Here is a 16,829-nt window from a genome sequence, read left to right as displayed (position 1 = left end):
CGAAAGTTAATTGGTACGCGAAAGTTTATTGTTAAGCAGCGCGGATCAACGTGTTTAAAGGATTTAAATGCTCCCTATCAATCTTGATGTATTTGTCACTGGTTTTTCGTTAAGTATTTCGCTAATTCTTGCCATTGGCGCGCAAAATGCCTTTGTTCTGAAGCAAGGGCTTAAGAAGCACCACGTTTTTTTCGTATGCTTGGTGTGCGCGGTATCGGACGCTTTGCTAATTTCTGCCGGGGTAGGCGGCTTTGGTGTGCTTATTCACGCATACCCATCGGTGGAGGTTATCGCTCGGTATGCCGGTGCTTTATTTTTGTTTGTTTATAGTTTTCAGAGTTTTCGCTCTGCGTTTACCGTGCAGCATAAACTTGATCCCGAAGGCGAATCTAAAGGTTCGCTCTTGAAAACGATAGGGATTTGTTTGGCGTTAACTTGGCTAAATCCACATGTTTATTTGGACACAGTAGTACTACTCGGCTCTATATCAACCCAATACGCACCGCAGCAGTGGTCATTTGGTATTGGAGCGGTTTCGGCATCATTTGTATTCTTTTTTTCATTGGGATACGGAGCTCGTTTGCTCATACCACTCTTTAGTAAGCCAATGTCTTGGAAAGTTCTGGAAGGGTTAGTTGGTGCGCTTATGTTCTTTATCGCGGTGACATTAGTTATCGGTTAGGCGGTTAACAAGTCACTACCCATTTCGTTATGTCACGTTGAGCTGGGTCGATATCGATTCGCCTTAGCCTACGTATATCGATTTAGACGTAGGCGACAGCGGTAGGAAAAACTACGAAGACTGAATGGTCGAAATAAGTTTTTCGGCTTCGTCTAAGTGCTGGCCCCCAAATAAATTGCAGTGATTGAGCACATGGTAAAGGTTATAAATGTGTTTACGATATTCGTACATGGGTTCAATAGCGAGGATGCTTTCATAGCCTTGATAAAATTCTGGACGAAATCCGCCAAATAGCTCTGTCATGGCTAAATCACACTCTCTATCCCCCCAGTAGCTTGCGGGATCATAGCAAAGCGGGCCGAATGCCGAATTCGCGACGTTGCCATTCCATAAGTCGCCATGAAGTAGCGATGGTTTCGGGTTGTGTCCGGAGAGTTGGTGGTTAACCAAATCTACAAATTCACTGATTGGGGTAAAGGTAATGTGCTTTTCTTTGAGCAATTGTAGCTGCCAGCCGATGCGTTGTTCGGAGAAAAAGCGTGACCACTTTTTATGCCACTGGTTCGGCTGTAAGGTTTCACCTAGGTAATTATCTTGATCAAAACCGAACTCGGCTTGCTCACCCCATTTATGTAGCTTTGCCAGCTGCACACCGAAGCGATGACTGTTCTCCGCGACATCTAAGGGTTTAACTGGGATGTAGTTGAGGACCAAAAAAGCACACTCTTTTGTTTTGCCAATGAGCACGACTTCTGGCAGTTGAACCGTATTGGTTTCACGCAGTGCGTGGAGGTTTTCCGCTTCTATTTCAAACTTAGGCAGAAAGTCTTTGTGATTGGTTTTGATAAAATAGCGTTGTTCACCATCGCTGATCATGTAGCATTGATTGATGTCGCCACCATCCATTTTAACTCGTTCTTTTATATTGAACTTAAACATCAATGTGTCTGATAGTTGGTCTGAAATCGCTTGCCACATACGCTACTCCCATTAATCAATACTATTAGTATTCTAGAACAACCTCGCTAGGTATACAGTGATAATCGGCACAGCTTGGAAATTCAACGCTTGTCGTGCTTCAAAAGGGGGCAGTTTTGTTGATTCTTATGTAAAGAATAACCTTGAAGCGGGATGAAAGGAGGTCATTCGTTGCACGATCAGCGTTGCCACTTGGATGAATCGTGCAACGCTATTTGGGGTTTAAATGATGTAAAGAGCATCGGGTTGGCTAGCGGGGGCTCTTTCTCGTGGCTCAGTACATCATCAGCCTGGCAATTAAGCGTTAAGCGCTTGCTCTAAATCTGCAATGATGTCATCGATGTGCTCAATACCCACAGAAAGACGAATCATTTCAGGTGACACTCCGGCTTGCTTTTGCTCTTGCTCCGTTAGTTGTCTATGCGTGGTGGAGGCCGGATGGCAAGCCAGAGACTTAGCGTCGCCGATATTAACCAGTCGTTTGAAAATATTGAGGGCGTCATAGAAGCGTACGCCGGCATCATACCCTTCCTTTAGTCCAAACGAGAGGATTGCTGACGGTTTTCCTTTCATGTATTTCTCTGCCAATGCATGATGTGGCGAGTCAGATAGCCCTGCATATTTAACCCAAGCGACGCTGTCGTGGCCTGCTAGGTATTGGGCAACAGCCAATGCATTTTCGGTGTGCCTTTCCATTCTTAGAGATAAAGTTTCCAACCCCTGCATCAACATAAATGCATTCATTGGTGAAAGCGCTGCACCCGTGTTACGAAGTGGTACGGTGCGAGCTCGCCCAATGAATGCGGCTTCGCCAAAGGCGTCTGAATAAACAACATTATGATAAGAGGCCTCGGGTTGGCTAAATACAGGGAAGCGCTCTTTATGCTCGGTCCAGGGGAATTTGCCAGAGTCGATAATCATACCTCCAAGCGTTGTACCATGCCCGCCTACATACTTGGTGAGAGAGTGAACGACAATGTCGGCGCCAAATTCAATGGGTTTACATAGTGCTGGAGTGGCGACGGTATTATCCACAACGACGGGTACACCTTGTGCGTGTGCTAATTCGGCAACCCGTGCCAAATCAATAATATTTCCCGCCGGGTTACCGATACTTTCGCAAAAAACGGCTTTTGTTTTGTCATCGATGAGCTCCGCTAAACTTTCGGGTTTGTCATCTTTAGCAAAGCGTACTTCAATGCCTTGGCTCGGCAGCATATGCGCAAATAAGGTGTACGTGCCACCATAAAGCTGTGGCGTGGCCACGATGTTGTCGCCAATCTGCGCTAGAGTCAATATAGCGTAATTGATGGCCGCGCTGCCAGCACTCACGGCCAACCCCGCAATGCCGCCTTCCAGTGCCGCCATGCGCTTTTCTAGAACATCGTTGGTGGGGTTCATTATACGGGTGTAGATGTTGCCCGGAACCTCTAGGTTAAAAAGATCGGCACCATGTTGAGCGTTATCAAATTCGTAAGCGACAGTTTGATAGATGGGCGTCGCGACAGATTTGGTTGTAGGGTCAGTCTCGTAACCAAAATGAATAGAGAGGGTTTCGTCTTTCATTGTTCTTCCTTGTATCGTAGGTAATCCTGAAAAAGTATGAATGCGACGTATTCATCGTCATAAACAGCGCTAAGCGTATCGGCGTGGTAATAGTCGTGATGGAATTTTGTCCAGTGCTTATTATTAAATCGACTCGGTGAATGAGTCAATCGCAACGCATAGTAATTGTGCGTGAGCGTAGAAAGCAGGTCGTGGTGCTTAGTCAAACACTCTGCTACTCTGCAGGTTGATGGCAATAGTTAGTTAGATGTAGATAGTATGAAATCATTAACCATATTGGATGGTGGCATGGGGCGTGAGCTTCAAGACATTGGCGCACCATTTTCACAACCGTTGTGGAGTGCACAAGCGCTGATTGAATCACCAGAGCATGTCCGTCAGGCACATCAAAATTTTATCGATGCGGGTGCCGAAATTATTATTGCTAATAGCTATGCGTGTGTGCCGTTTCATCTTGGAGTAGAGCGTTATGAGCAAGAGGGGGCGCAGCTCGCACAAAAAGCGGCTCAAATTGCGGCGTCGGTAGTGCACGCTTCTCACGGCCTATTAGGATCCGCTGGCCGTATAAATTCAGGCAGTCCCGTACAATCGGATTGTCCCGTAACATCAGATAGTCCCTTAACATCAGATAGTAAGCAAGAAGGTGAACGACATACCGTGCGAGTGGCTGGTGCGATCCCGCCTCCCTTAGGTAGCTATCGACCGGATTTATTTCAAGCTGACCAAGCGGCGCCCGTTATTGAAACGCTCTATCAAGCACAAGATCCTTACGTAGACCTCTGGATTGTTGAAACTATCTCAAGTTTTGCTGAATTTGAAGTGACGCACCGTATTCTAAAGGCGTCCAGTAAGCCGATCTATTATGCCTTTAGCGTAAGCGATTCTGCTACCGGTAATGCGACGCTGCGTTCGGGAGAGTCGCTGAACCAGGCGATAGAACGAGCGTGTAGCTTGGGTGTTGATGGGGTGATGTTCAATTGTTCCGTTCCAGAAGCCATGGCACAGGCGATTAAAGAGACGAGGGAAGTGAGTGAGCAATGCGGCTATGACATAATTATCGGTGTTTACGCCAATAACTTTATGCCAATTAATACCGATCATGAAGCCAATGGTACATTGCAAGCGATGCGTTCATTGTCGCCAAACGAATATTTATGTTATGCCAAGCAATGGCATCAACTCGGCGCGTCTATAATCGGTGGGTGTTGTGGGATAGGCCCTGCTCATATTCGTTCACTGTCTACATGGAAACGAGAGCAACACTTGTGATGTGAGCGATGCCGACTCCACATGCAAAAAGGAGCAAAGACACACTGTGTCATTGCTCCTTGTTCAGTTCAAATGTTCGGTTTTACGTTTACATATCAGTCGTCGCTTAGCGACTAACTGATTGCGAGCATTTTCTTTTGGTGCGCAAGGTACTCGTTGTAGGTGCCTTGGAACTGTACTAATTGCTTGTCTTTAACATCGATGATTGATGTTGCAAGAGAAGAGACAAACTCACGGTCATGACTGACAAAAATCAATGTACCTTCGTATTTCTTCAGGGCATTGTTTAATGCTTCAATGGCTTCCATATCCATGTGGTTGGTCGGCTCATCCATGACTAATACGTTGATGTCTTGCATCATTAGCTTACCAAACAATAGGCGGTTCTTTTCACCACCTGAACAGTTCTTAGCCTTTTTATTAGCATCATCTGCAGTAAACAATAAACGACCCAAAATGCCACGGACCATTAAATCATCGTGTTTAACGGTGCGCCATTGAGAGATCCAATCAAAAATACTCAGGTCATTGTCGAAATCAGCAGTGCTGTCTTGTGGGCAATAACCGATTGATGCGTTCTCAGACCACTTTACTACGCCATGGTTTTGTTCTAATTCGTTCACAAGGCAACGTAATAGCGTCGTTTTGCCTACACCATTTTCGCCGATAACGGCTAAACGAGTGCCAGCTTCTAAGAGTAAGTTGCCTTTTTCAAACAGTACTTCACCGTCAAAACCATGCCCAAGATCTTGAAGCTCTAATGCTTGGCGGTGCAACTTTTTACCTTCGCCGAAATCAATCGATGGGCTAATGCGACTTGTTGATTTTACTTCATCAAGCTTGATTTTATCCATCTTTTTAGCGCGAGAGCTGGCTTGCTTTGCTTTAGAGGCATTGGCACCAAAACGGTTAACGAAATCTTGTAGTTCACTAATTTCAGCAGCTTTTTTCGCATTACTTGCCAGTAATTGATCGCGAATCAATCCCGATGCTTCAAGGAAGTATTCGTAGTTACCTGGGTAGATACGAAGCTCACCATAGTCGATATCTGCCATGTGTGTGCATACAGAGTTTAGGAAGTGACGGTCGTGCGAAATGATGATCATTGTACACTTACGTTGGTTAAGCTCTTCTGCTAGCCAGTTAATGGTGTGAATGTCCAAGTTGTTGGTCGGTTCGTCGAGCAACAAGATATCTGGGTTCGCGAACAGCGCTTGGGCAAGGAGAACACGTAGCTTCCAACCAGGTGCGACTTGCTGCATCAAACCAAAATGCAACTCTTCTTCAATACCGGCTTGGATTAAGATATCGCCAGCACGGCTTTCTGCGGTGTAGCCGTCCATCTCTGCGAATTCACTTTCGAGCTCGGCGACTTTCATGCCGTCTTCTTCACTCATTTCTGGTAATGAGTAAATGCGATCGCGCTCTTGCTTGATTTCCCATAGCTTACGGTCACCCATTATCACAACATCAATCACGTTGTATTGCTCAAATGCAAACTGATCTTGACTCAAAACACCCAGTTTTAATCCTGGTGTCATTGATACGTTGCCAGAGCTTGGGGTCAAGGCACCACTAAGAATCTTCATGAACGTTGACTTGCCACATCCATTGGCACCGATCAAGCCGTAACGGTTACCGTTACCGAACTTAGCTGAAATGTTTTCAAATAACGGCTCAGCGCCGAATTGCATGGTGATGTTAGCGGTAGATATCAAAGAAGTATTCCTAGGTATGAGAGTGACGATTGGCGTAAATCACAGCGCAAATCGACAGAAATGAAAGTACAGATTGTTACGCGGCGGATTATACAGACTTATTCGACAAATAATAGACATGAGAGGTAAGTCACAGAACAGTTTGTCTTTTCCATATTCTATGAAAATGGATGACACCACGATATTGACAGCAATACAGATGGGATTGGACGATAGTAAAAAGAAGCGATAACTCAATGGATGGAGTAGAGTGATAGTAATGAAACACCGAAATAGATGAATAAGAGTAACGGATATGGTGAAAAATATGGGTTTAAAGTGGTTATTAGTCGGTACAGCTTTAGCCATCTCAGGCTGCGCAAGTTACAGCATCACCGAACAAGATATGACGAATTATCTGCATGATAACGTTAACTTCGAGCAGTCGGTAGGCATTGAGAATGTGATGTATGCACAGGTGTCAGTTGACGATCTACAAGTAAAAATAGGTCGTACCGATGCCGAGAGAGTTTCTGTGTTTGCCAATACCAACGCGGAAGTACAGATGCTTAATGCAGATAAGATTGGTCTCGATCTAGCGTTAGAGTTCAGTGCGATACCGACTTATCAGGCAGAAAGCGGCGAAATATTCTTAAAATCTTTGCGTCTGGAACAGTTTGATGAGAGCAAGCAAAGGCTGACACCTGAAATTAAAGCGTTGATTAAACCTGCGGTGTCTATGATTGGCTACGCGTTATCGGAGTATCCGGTGTATAAACTCGACAGCTCTAAAGTACAGGAGGCGCTACTTAAATCCGCAGAGCCAAAGTTAGTTGTCAAAGATAATAAGCTGGTGATCGAGTTGTTTAATTAGAAGGCCGTCTTATATCGTTTAGGTGAAGGAGCTTGTTGGATGGTAGCAGAAATGGAGTCGGAGGAAGTAGACTTCAATCGCCAGAGAGAATGTTGGCGATTGAAGCAGCACAGGACTAAAATCGATAGCCTAGAGAAAGTAGAACTTGATTATTGTCTTGTGTGAGACCCAAGCTATCTGTTTTGAAATGGGTGTATTCAATACTTGAATAGGCGCCAGTCTTCAACGCATATCTCAGGCCTATTCCGTAGATAAAATCATTGCCGCTGTCTGAATCAGATAGCCCATCTACTTTGTATTTTGTGTTCCAAAAACCTAGCCCTGCTTTGGCATAAGCATCAAAATTGTTCATGAGGTTTAGTGCCACCTCGGGAGCAATGGTAAAGATTCGGTTGTCAGCGGTTCCTCCGGTGTGAGAGACGCTAGAAATATCTGCGGTAGTGTGGAGACCAAGTTTGACACTTCCAGAATCGTTAATCGTTTTTAATGCAACGTATTCAAAACCCCAAGCAACATCTTGCCCATCTGATTTACTTCCTAGCGCAGAAAGCTCTTGATTCCAGAGTCCAGCACGAACACCCACGTGATGAGAAAAGTCTTCTGCTCCACATGTTGCTGATAACCCAATCATAGAGAGAACGGAAGCGAGTTGTAACGATGTTTTCATAGTGATACCTATTTATAAGCTGGCGTTTTTTTATTCGTTTAAATGCGTATTATGCATAGCTGGGCGTATACTATGATGTTATGTGAGGTTTTTCTTTAACTTTATGATTTTAATAGTAAAAATGTCTGTTAGTTAATAAAAATCACCGTTTTCTATCGATTAAGGCGATACAACGTATAGAAATGATAGATGTGAGGTGAAGCATACCTCGAAAATATAGCGTAGGTTTTCTAAATCAAAAGCTTACATACATTAATTATCTTTGGTATGTTTACCTTATATTTTTACCGTTGCTAGGAGAGCAGTCGTGGTGGTAAATACTGACGGCTATCAAGCATTGATAGAACATTTAGCCATGAATTTGGATGTGTTTACTTCGAAAGCAGGAGACACAGGGGCGGAAACCATTGAAGATGTGGCGACTGACATGGTGGCGTCGAATATCATGGTTTTGTTTGAACAAAATCCAGAACTTCATTCCAGTGTACGATTTAAATTACTGAAAGAAGTTGATTTGGTGATTCAAGATCTTGAAGAGGTGTTGGCTGGTGTTTGGAATAGAAACGCAACGAATGAGCAAGTCTCATTTCTTGAAGAGTATATCGCATTAGTTAAAAATCTATTTGATACCGCAGTCGCAAAGTACGATTAGCGATTAAACGTAGGTTTATCCCGATTTAAGAATAAAAAAGAGGCGCTTAGCCTCTTTTTTTGTACCAAAATATTGAGTCGAATCATTAATTGACGGAACGAAAGTGCCAGAATTTAGCCGCCCAGTAAGGGTTGTCTAATCGCGATAAAATGACCCCTTTGGATGTGGAGGCGTGCATGAACGTATTTCCACCTAAATAAATACCCACATGCCTTGTTTTATAACCCGTCTTGAAGAAAACCAAATCGCCGCTTTGCGCATTGTTATAATTCACTTTATTGCCGATGTTAACTTGTTGAGCGGTGGTTCTTGGCAGTTTGACGGAATAGGCATCGTTATAAACCGCTTGCACAAAAGCAGAGCAGTCCACACCGCTGAAATTCGTGCCGCCAAGACGATAAGGGACACCCTGCCATTTTTTATATTCGTTTAAAAATGGGGCATTATCCGCTGTGTTGTAGGGTTGCTGAGTATGAGCGGCACGGTCAGGTGAAGACGAACACGCTGCCAAAACGGTCACCATACTGAAAACTATCAATAACTTACGAATCTTCATGTGTCATCTTCATTCAATAAAAGTGTAATAAATCTGTCATTGAGAATAACTACTATTCCTAGTAATTCTATACTAATTCAACTAGTTGTCTAATGTTCATCCAAGATGAAAAGACACTCGTTGTGTGACCTAATGTAACGGACTTAGCATGACATCCTCGACAGCAAGGAAAGGTTCTACCTCACTGATTCGCTCACTCAGCATTATATTCTTTCTTATAGTAATGCTCTTTGTCGGACTAAGTTGGTTGAGTGCGAATGGCCTTACCCAGGTTAACCGCCAATTTGACTCACTTTCCAACCGCGCGTTACCGTTAGCAATGAACAACGCAGGCTTAACACAAGATGTGTTGGAGCAAGTTAAGTTACTCAGTTACGGGACACAAACTAGTTCGGGTGAGGAGCTGGCTGCAATACAAGATCGTATTACGGAACTTGTTGATGCGAGCACAATCAAGTCTGAACAGCTGTTTGAAATCGCCGACCTATACAATCAAGCGGTGACAATTGAGCAACAGGAATTACTGAGTAGCAAGATTGTTGAGCTTCAGTCACTGACGCAGTCAATACTTGAATTGCAGGCTCGTATCGTCGCAATGAAAGCGCAGATCGACCAAGAGGTAGGAGGTTTTCGCTATGGTCTGAGTTCCATCGGACCTGAAATGAACCGTATTAGTCTCATTTTATCTGACGATAATCCAGCCGCTGCAGATGCCGCGAGTCGTTTTATTGCCAGTGCAAGTTCGATGGAAAGTACGTTCTTAGTCCTTATGATGCAAGACAGGCTCTCCGAAGCAAAGAAGCAATACCGTGAAATGCGAAACCGTATTGCAGGTATTGATTTAGCCTTTGACGATTTTGCCCAGTGGCACCCAGAAGTAAAAGAATTTGCCAGTTTGACTGCGCCGTTTGGCATGGTTCAAGAAGGGTTTCAATCCAATGGTGTCTTGCGTCAGATTTTAGCTCGACTGGAGCTGGTGGAGCAGCAGCAATTACAGTTATCACGAGCGACTGCTTTGGCAGATGAAACGACTCAATTGCTGTCGGAGGTATCCAATACCGCATCATCGCTGATTGATGCCAGCAAAGCGGTGGTAAGCAATACGATCCTATTTAACATCTACAGCCTATTTGTCGCGACTGGCATTTTGATTGTTGTCATTGTTTTAATATTTTTCATGCTGCGTCGTTGGGTTAACCGTTCTCTTAAAAACATTGCCAATCAGCTGAAGTTATTGACGGAACATGATCTTACCAACACGGTGGCACTGACGGGGCCGAGCGAGATTCAAAATATTGCGCTCAAACTCAATAACGTCACAGGGTCAACTCACGATTCGATTGAAATGGTGACAAGAAATTGTGAAACCTTGTATCAAACTGCGGAAATCAGTCATGGTGCAGCAGAAGAAACCCGCAATAGTATGCGTGAACAAAACACATCGCTAGATGGCATGGTGACAACCGTGACGCAACTAGAAGCCTCAATCAATGAAATTTCTTCTGTCACCAATGCTTCGTTAAGCGACTCGCAGCAGGCCGAGAGCTTTGCAACGTTGGGGCTGGAAGCCGTGGAATCAAATCGAGAGCGTTTACACTCATTGGAAACCACGTTAACCAGTAATGCAGAGTCAATGGATGAGCTCGATACGAAAGTGAAGCAAATTCAAGAAATGGTGGATCTTATTAGTGGCATTGCAGATAACACGAATTTATTGGCGTTAAACGCGGCGATTGAAGCGGCGCGCGCTGGGGATATGGGGCGTGGATTTGCGGTTGTGGCGGATGAAGTGAGAAAGCTAGCCAGTGATACATCCAGCCAAACGACAAACATCCGGCAAATGATGACAGAGCTGAAAGAAGCCGCCCAAGAATCGCGCCAGTCTGTCATTGAGTCGCGTGATGAAATGAATCAGGCGCTGGTATCAAGTGAGCGTGTTAAAACCTCGTTTGAGGACATTGAAAATGCCATTGCTCAGATCCGCCAACGTGTTGAACAAGTCTCTGTTGCCACAGAAGAGCAAGAGCGGGCCACGGCGGAAGTTGGGCGCTCTATTACTCACGTGAGTGCGCAAGCTGAAAACGCTAACTTGCAGTTAGAGTCGATGGTTGAGAGTGCAGAGCAAGTTGCCGATATTGCTGGGCATCAGCAGGCGATGCTACATAAATACCAACTGGCTCAGAATACGCATTAAGTGATAAAGGATGAGTTTTTATCAGCCAAGGTCTCTACGAGTCGGGCTCTCTAAAAGGCTGGGTGAGCATCTTGTCTAGCCTTTGTTCCCTAGGGTCGGAAAATTGCGGAATCCCGATGATAACATCGTGATGGCCTTTTTCGGGTTGCGCTCGGTAGGTACCAAAAAGCTGATCCCAAATAGACAGGAAGAAGCCAAAGTTGGAATGCGTTTCCTTGGTGATAATAGAGTGGTGTACACGGTGAAAATCGGGCGTCACTATCCATTTACGAAGGGGTCGGTCAACGGATAACGGCAGAAAGCCATTACTGTGATTAAACATTGCGCTAGCATTGAGAATGATTTCAAACAGCAACACGGCGAGTGGAGGGACACCCAGTAACAGGATCAGTGCGATTTTGATGATCATCGACAATATAATTTCGATGGGATGAAACCGAGCGCCAGTCGTGACGTCAATATCACGATCCGAGTGATGCATACGATGTAAGCGCCATAAAATAGGCACACGGTGAAAAATGAGATGCTGGAAATAGATTGCACCATCGAGCAGCACGACACAGAGTGGGATAAGCATCCACTGGGCAAATTCAGAATGGCTGATGGTGTCAAATTGGTTGAATAAACCGATGTTGTTTTGCTGAGCCAGATAAGCCGCGTCAATGGCTAGTAAGGGCATGATCGCCGCTAACAGAATAGAATTGAACCCAACCAAGCCAAGGTTATTGGTCCAACGAAGTTGACGGGTTCGAGTCCGGTCTTTTCTTGGTGATTGGTATTCCCAAACCGCACAAGCAACAAGCACTGTGATAAAAATGAGTAGACGGATCGCGTCGCTATTTTCCATCAATTTACGGTTTCCTTTGTCTAAATGGGATAAGCAGGGTTAGAATTCCGGCATCTGCCCTAAGATTACCATGAAAATGAGATTTCACGCTTTCCACCGTCTTTATAATGATCGATTGGCTATTGCCACCAAACCGTTTAATGCGCGCGGCGCGAAGGTTAAACGTTGTCCTCAGTGTCAAATTGCGCAGCAGTATTGTATTTGCCAATACCAACCAGATGTTGAGTCCAACATTGCAGTGTTACTGCTAGTCTCTGACGCGGAGATATTAAAACCCAGTAATACCGGGCGTCTAATTCTAGATACAGTAAAAGAAGGGTATGCCTATGCTTGGAGTCGTACAGAACCCGACTCCCGCTTACTTGCATTGCTTAGCGATGAAAGATATCAACCAATTGTCGTGTTTCCCGAAGATTACGTTGATGACAAGTCGCGCTTGTTGACGCTTGAGAAAAAGCATGGAGCAATCGATACAGCTAAAAAACCATTGTTTATCTTCTTAGATGGCAGCTGGCGCGAAGCCCGCCGTATTTTTCGAAAATCGCCTTATCTAGATGAGTTTCCAGTGTGCTCAATTAAGCCTGAAGCAATATCGAACTACGTAATGAGAAAATCAAGTATTGAGGAGCACTTAGCAACGGCAGAAGTGGCGAGTTTGGTCTTTGAACAGTTTGGTGAAGCAAAGGCATCTAAGGTCCTTGACCATTGGTTTGCGGCGTTTAGAGAAAGCTACATGATGAGCAAGACCCGTTATTCAATCGATCACACCAGACCAGATCTGCATAAGTATATTGCCATGATCGGAAACGAGACATCCCTCTAAAGTCCTGGAGATTGTGCTGACTTGTTGAGCAACTAGGTTAGACAAGAAGATAACTTAGCGCTGAGTCACGGTTTGAGGGGGTAGGGATATGGATAATGCCCGAAGATATTTATTTTTCACCCGAATTTTGGGTTAGCAAGGAGAGTTTTGTATGTATTACGGCTTTGATGTCGGTGGCACAAAAATTGAGTTTGGTGCATTCAACGAAAACCTAGAACGAGTGGCAACTGAACGTGTCCCAACACCAAGTGACAATTACCAAGTTTTACTTGATACGCTTGCAGGTCTAGTCGCGAAATATGACAGCGAGTTTGGTGTTGAAGGTAAAGTCGGGCTTGGTCTGCCTGGGATGGAAGATGCAGACGACGAAACGGTATTAACGGTGAATATTGCCTGTGCGAAAGGGCAGCCACTTCGACGTGATCTTGAAGCTCTGATCGGAAGAGAAGTGAAGCTTGAAAATGACGCGAACTGCTTTGCATTATCAGAAGCGTGGGATGACGAATTAAAAGACTCTCCCTCTGTTATGGGTCTTATCTTAGGGACGGGTTTTGGCGGCGGTCTTATCTATAAAGGTAAAGTGTTTTCTGGCCGTAATAACGTTGCCGGTGAGCTTGGTCACATGCGTCTTCCTATTGATGCGTGGTTCCATCTGGGTGAAAACGCCCCTTTATTGGAATGTGGCTGTGGAAACAAAGGCTGCCTAGACAACTACCTTTCTGGTCGTGGTTTTGAGCTTCTATACGCGCATTATTATGGTGAGCAGAAGAAAGCGATTGATATCATTAAAGCGCGTGAAACGGGTGATGCCTCAGCAACCGAATTTGTTGATATGTTCATGGAGCTACTCGCGATCTGTTTAGCAAATATCTTCACAGGTAATGATCCGCACGTAGTGACGCTAGGCGGTGGCTTATCGAACTATGATCTCATTTACGAAGAGATGCCTAAGCGTATTCCTAAGCATCTGATGTCGGTGGCGAAGTGCCCTAAGATCGTTAAAGCGAAACATGGCGATTCTGGTGGTGTTCGTGGCGCAGCGTTCTTGAATATTAAGTAAGGACTAGATTCACGTACTCTAGAGTACGTGGACAGATTGACTTAAGCCAATGGTTTACGCCGTTGGCTTTTTTATTGATTGAGTCATTGTTTAAGTCCATAGATTGCGCTGTAGGCGGAGAGACGTCTAGCGGAACGCCTCGTAGCGACGTTGCTTGTCGATGACTTTTTTGACGTAATGTCTGGTTTCACTTATGGGAAATTCCGAAGTAAGGTAGTTAAAAATGGCCGCCTCACTCATTTGATTAACGGTATGAGTGAACGTTTCTACTGAGTTATTCCGTTTAAAATATTTGTGTAAGTTGGCCGGTCCGCAGTTATATGCGGCAATGGAGAGCCACTCTCTAGAGCGAGGTGACGCAATACCGTTGAGATAATGGCTTTGAAGCACTCTTAAATAAGCGGTCCCTATATTAATATTGATGTCTGGACGGTAAAGATCCTCACTGGTAAATGCGGTATTGCCAAAGTAACGTTGAGAAATTTCGGCAACCGCTCCGGTTCTCATTATTTGCATTAAACCGAAAGCAGGTGCGTGAGAACGAGCTCGTGGCTCAAAGTAGCTTTCAACATGTATGACTGCGAGTATCAGGCTAACGTCAATTCCCCACTTGCGTGAAGCTTTTTGTATGATGGGTAGATAAGTCGTGATTTTGGAATGTTGTCTATTGGTTTTGATTGGTTCTAAAATAGTGGGCGATGAAGACACGCTACCTCGTAGCTCCGTGACAACATGATGTGAGTCGTACTTGGTATTTCTGTTACTCTGTATCTGTGTTGAATCGGTTTTTAACGTGAGTTGTTTAGTTGAGTTTTCTTTAATGCCTGGTAGCATTTTTTCGTAATGAACACGGCGATCATTACCTAGTACATTGCCGCTACAAATAAGGAATAAACAACAGAGTACGCTTACTACACTATGTTGACAGCGTGTATTGAATTCAATGCCCAATGCCTTCCTCCTCACTTACTCTCCAATACTGTAATAGTAGCTTGTATACGAGTAGTGATCTGTCTTGGTTTTGATAAGCGGTTATTGGGGCTAACTGATTATATGAATAAAACGACTTTGGTTTGTAGTCATTGCTACTGTGTTTGACGACCTTTACGAAGTTTGTTGTGGATCCATTGATGCTGCCGAGTAAAGTCGGAATGCGTGGGCCAAAATAACGACGCGTAGATCTGTTTACCAAATAGATTCATCTCATCGGAAAACGTCATTAGCTCAAAACGCCTACTGTGATTGTCGATAAGATGATGAGGTAAAAATGCGATGCCTTTTTTGGCTAAGCAAAGATCAAGAATGGTACTCGTATCATCGAGAATCCAAATGTTATGCTTTGCAATGCTAGAAAAATCAACAAAGCTTTCGCTACCATCGATTAGCAATAACCTCATGGAGGATAAGTCGTAATCTGTCGATACGTCTTTGTGAATGACCCAACTGCAATTAACCATAAACAGTTCATCGATATTAAAGGACAATTCCGTTTTATGATAAGGGTTACCAATGGCGATGTCGACTTTATGACAATTGACATATTGGCCAAGTATGTGGCTTGGTTTAGTGAAAACAGTCAGCTCCGTGTCAGGAAAGGTTTCGGAGAATTCTATTAGCACTTGTTTTACTTCTTCATTAAATATCAAAGGGTCAATGCCAATATTGATTTTCTTTGTATCGCTATTGTGAAGTGACTCTGCAATTTGTAATAATTCAAAATACTTGGAAATGATTGGTGCCGAGAGGTGGTAAATTTTCTTACCTTTATCTGTCAGTGTTAAGGTACTTTTACTGCGATCGATTAACGCGTAATCCAATTCATTTTCTAAATTCTTAATTGCGCCTGAAACGGTTGATTGTGATTTACCGAGTTTTCTCGCCCCGTTGCTAAATGAACCAAAACTAACAACAGCGTGAAACGATATTAAATTGTCAAATGGCAATTTCATGTTTCGTATACCCGTCTTGTTAATGACATACACACAAAGCGTAACAGTCTTATCTTAGATTAGAACGTTATTATGTAAAAATGTGATCCACATCACGCATTAGGGATTGGTTTGTAGATATTAATCTCCAATGGAAAATTAGTTTTTTTATCGTATGCCATTGATTATATTAACTTAATTGTTTTATCTAAATCATAAGGCTTAATTATAAATGTGCCTTTCCTGATGGTGATATCGGTCTAACCGATAGTGTCCACTTTTGAGACAGTGATCTGCCACCTACAGTTATCAATGCTAAGTGCAAACAGTTGATAGAGGGAATATTACCATGATGACTGAATTATACGTAAGAGCGACAAATTTTCTAAATGGGTTAAAGCAAGATACCCGTGGGGTAACGGCTATTGAGTATGGCTTAATTGCGGTTGCAATGGCTGTGTTGTTAGCAGTGGTTTTAGGTAGTACAGGGTTTGTAGGATCGCTAGAGACCGCTTTTGGTACCGTGAGCAGTAATATTGATACGGCGAACGGCAGTTAGACATTATTAGTGATAGTCAGTTGGATTACTTAATATTTGTAGTCATGCACATCACTTGCGCTGCAATTTGCGCAAGTGATGTGGCGTTAAGAACCATTAGTAACTCACTGACTTTATTAATATCTGCTTGCTCTGTCTATTTGTTAATGTTATCTGAATATACGGTGTGGCTTCATTTAGCTAATACTGCAACGGTTATAATCATTATGTTGTTAATCTATATAAGAGGATATGCTGGAGGGGGAGATATAAAGTTGATGATTGCTTTTTCTCTGGCGATTCCAATTGGTTTACTTGGAGATGCATTTTTTAATGTTGCGATTTGTGGTGGTGTACTATCTACCATTTATTTGATGAAGTATAGATTGCTAAAAATGGTACCCAATAATGAAGAAGAACCGGGACTACCTTATGGTGTCGCTATAAGCTTTGGCTTTTTAATTACCATTTACAAATTTTATATTAATAGGTGACAAT

At 43.7% G+C, this 16,829-nt stretch carries 17 protein-coding genes; 9 read left to right on the top strand and 8 right to left on the bottom strand.

All coding sequences use genetic code 11. From position 1 onward, the window contains the following. Positions 1-67: 67 nt before the first annotated feature. Positions 68-682: a LysE/ArgO family amino acid transporter gene (locus MD535_RS00645; RefSeq protein ID WP_265672957.1), complete on the top strand. Its 615-nt coding sequence runs from the start codon at positions 68-70 to the stop codon at positions 680-682. 111 nt (positions 683-793) lie between these two features. Here MD535_RS00645 and MD535_RS00640 read toward each other — a convergent pair whose 3' ends face one another. Continuing rightward, positions 794-1,660, bottom strand: a complete 867-nt coding sequence (locus MD535_RS00640; protein ID WP_265672956.1) for a fructosamine kinase family protein — start codon at positions 1,658-1,660, stop codon at positions 794-796. A 297-nt stretch (positions 1,661-1,957) separates the two neighbouring features. Next, a complete protein-coding gene (locus tag MD535_RS00635; RefSeq protein WP_265672955.1) occupies positions 1,958-3,226 on the bottom strand; it encodes an O-acetylhomoserine aminocarboxypropyltransferase/cysteine synthase family protein in 1,269 nt (422 codons plus the stop codon). A 258-nt stretch (positions 3,227-3,484) separates the two neighbouring features. Here MD535_RS00635 and MD535_RS00630 point away from each other — a divergent pair, with 258 nt between their 5' ends. Then, a complete protein-coding gene (locus MD535_RS00630) occupies positions 3,485-4,495 on the top strand; it encodes a homocysteine S-methyltransferase family protein (protein WP_265672954.1) in 1,011 nt (336 codons plus the stop codon). A gap of 113 nt (positions 4,496-4,608) precedes the next feature. On the opposite strand, the gene MD535_RS00625 is transcribed toward MD535_RS00630, so the two are convergent. Beyond that, positions 4,609-6,213: an ABC-F family ATPase gene (locus MD535_RS00625; RefSeq protein ID WP_265672953.1), complete on the bottom strand. Its 1,605-nt coding sequence runs from the start codon at positions 6,211-6,213 to the stop codon at positions 4,609-4,611. Positions 6,214-6,508: 295 nt separating this feature from the next. On the opposite strand from MD535_RS00625, the gene MD535_RS00620 reads away from it, so the two are divergent. Beyond that, positions 6,509-7,066 carry a DUF1439 domain-containing protein gene (locus MD535_RS00620; RefSeq protein WP_265672952.1) on the top strand — a complete coding sequence of 186 codons (558 nt, stop codon included), beginning with the start codon at positions 6,509-6,511 and terminating at the stop codon, positions 7,064-7,066. Between the two features lie 115 nt (positions 7,067-7,181). Here the strand turns inward: MD535_RS00620 and MD535_RS00615 are convergent, their stop codons facing one another. Then, positions 7,182-7,733 (bottom strand): porin family protein, encoded by a 552-nt coding sequence (locus MD535_RS00615; protein ID WP_265672951.1) that lies wholly within the window; start codon positions 7,731-7,733, stop codon positions 7,182-7,184. Positions 7,734-8,040: 307 nt separating this feature from the next. Here MD535_RS00615 and MD535_RS00610 point away from each other — a divergent pair, with 307 nt between their 5' ends. After that, complete coding sequence (locus MD535_RS00610; RefSeq protein WP_265672950.1) at positions 8,041-8,385, top strand: DUF3802 family protein; 345 nt, start codon at positions 8,041-8,043, stop codon at positions 8,383-8,385. An 85-nt stretch (positions 8,386-8,470) separates the two neighbouring features. Here MD535_RS00610 and MD535_RS00605 read toward each other — a convergent pair whose 3' ends face one another. Further along, positions 8,471-8,941 carry an NlpC/P60 family protein gene (locus tag MD535_RS00605; protein ID WP_265672949.1) on the bottom strand — a complete coding sequence of 157 codons (471 nt, stop codon included), beginning with the start codon at positions 8,939-8,941 and terminating at the stop codon, positions 8,471-8,473. A gap of 148 nt (positions 8,942-9,089) precedes the next feature. Here MD535_RS00605 and MD535_RS00600 point away from each other — a divergent pair, with 148 nt between their 5' ends. After that, on the top strand, positions 9,090-11,135 hold the full coding sequence (locus tag MD535_RS00600) for a methyl-accepting chemotaxis protein (protein WP_265672948.1): 2,046 nt from the start codon (positions 9,090-9,092) through the stop codon (positions 11,133-11,135). Between the two features lie 34 nt (positions 11,136-11,169). On the opposite strand, the gene MD535_RS00595 is transcribed toward MD535_RS00600, so the two are convergent. Then, a complete protein-coding gene (locus MD535_RS00595) occupies positions 11,170-11,982 on the bottom strand; it encodes a sterol desaturase family protein (RefSeq protein WP_265672947.1) in 813 nt (270 codons plus the stop codon). 70 nt (positions 11,983-12,052) lie between these two features. Here MD535_RS00595 and MD535_RS00590 point away from each other — a divergent pair, with 70 nt between their 5' ends. Beyond that, complete coding sequence (locus tag MD535_RS00590) at positions 12,053-12,805, top strand: tRNA-uridine aminocarboxypropyltransferase (RefSeq protein ID WP_265672946.1); 753 nt, start codon at positions 12,053-12,055, stop codon at positions 12,803-12,805. A 151-nt stretch (positions 12,806-12,956) separates the two neighbouring features. Then, complete coding sequence (nagK, locus tag MD535_RS00585) at positions 12,957-13,865, top strand: N-acetylglucosamine kinase (protein ID WP_265672945.1); 909 nt, start codon at positions 12,957-12,959, stop codon at positions 13,863-13,865. Positions 13,866-13,991: 126 nt separating this feature from the next. Here the strand turns inward: nagK and MD535_RS00580 are convergent, their stop codons facing one another. Together MD535_RS00580 and MD535_RS00575 are read right to left on the bottom strand one after the other, a co-directional pair. Continuing rightward, a complete protein-coding gene (locus MD535_RS00580) occupies positions 13,992-14,816 on the bottom strand; it encodes a transglycosylase SLT domain-containing protein (RefSeq protein ID WP_265672944.1) in 825 nt (274 codons plus the stop codon). A 134-nt stretch (positions 14,817-14,950) separates the two neighbouring features. Then, on the bottom strand, positions 14,951-15,814 hold the full coding sequence (locus tag MD535_RS00575; protein WP_265672943.1) for a LysR family transcriptional regulator: 864 nt from the start codon (positions 15,812-15,814) through the stop codon (positions 14,951-14,953). A 328-nt stretch (positions 15,815-16,142) separates the two neighbouring features. Here MD535_RS00575 and MD535_RS00570 point away from each other — a divergent pair, with 328 nt between their 5' ends. Further along, the gene (locus MD535_RS00570; RefSeq protein WP_265672942.1) at positions 16,143-16,352 is read left to right on the top strand and encodes a Flp family type IVb pilin; all 210 of its coding nucleotides are present in this window, start codon (positions 16,143-16,145) and stop codon (positions 16,350-16,352) included. A gap of 20 nt (positions 16,353-16,372) precedes the next feature. Continuing rightward, on the top strand, positions 16,373-16,825 hold the full coding sequence (locus tag MD535_RS00565; protein WP_265672941.1) for an A24 family peptidase: 453 nt from the start codon (positions 16,373-16,375) through the stop codon (positions 16,823-16,825). The last annotated feature ends 4 nt before the right edge of the window (positions 16,826-16,829 follow it).

Origin of the sequence: Vibrio qingdaonensis, from assembly GCF_026191675.1 — a bacterium.
GTDB lineage: Bacteria > Pseudomonadota > Gammaproteobacteria > Enterobacterales > Vibrionaceae > Vibrio > Vibrio qingdaonensis.
Note: the sequence above shows the minus strand (reverse complement) of the source record. Positions and strands in the feature narration are given on the sequence as shown.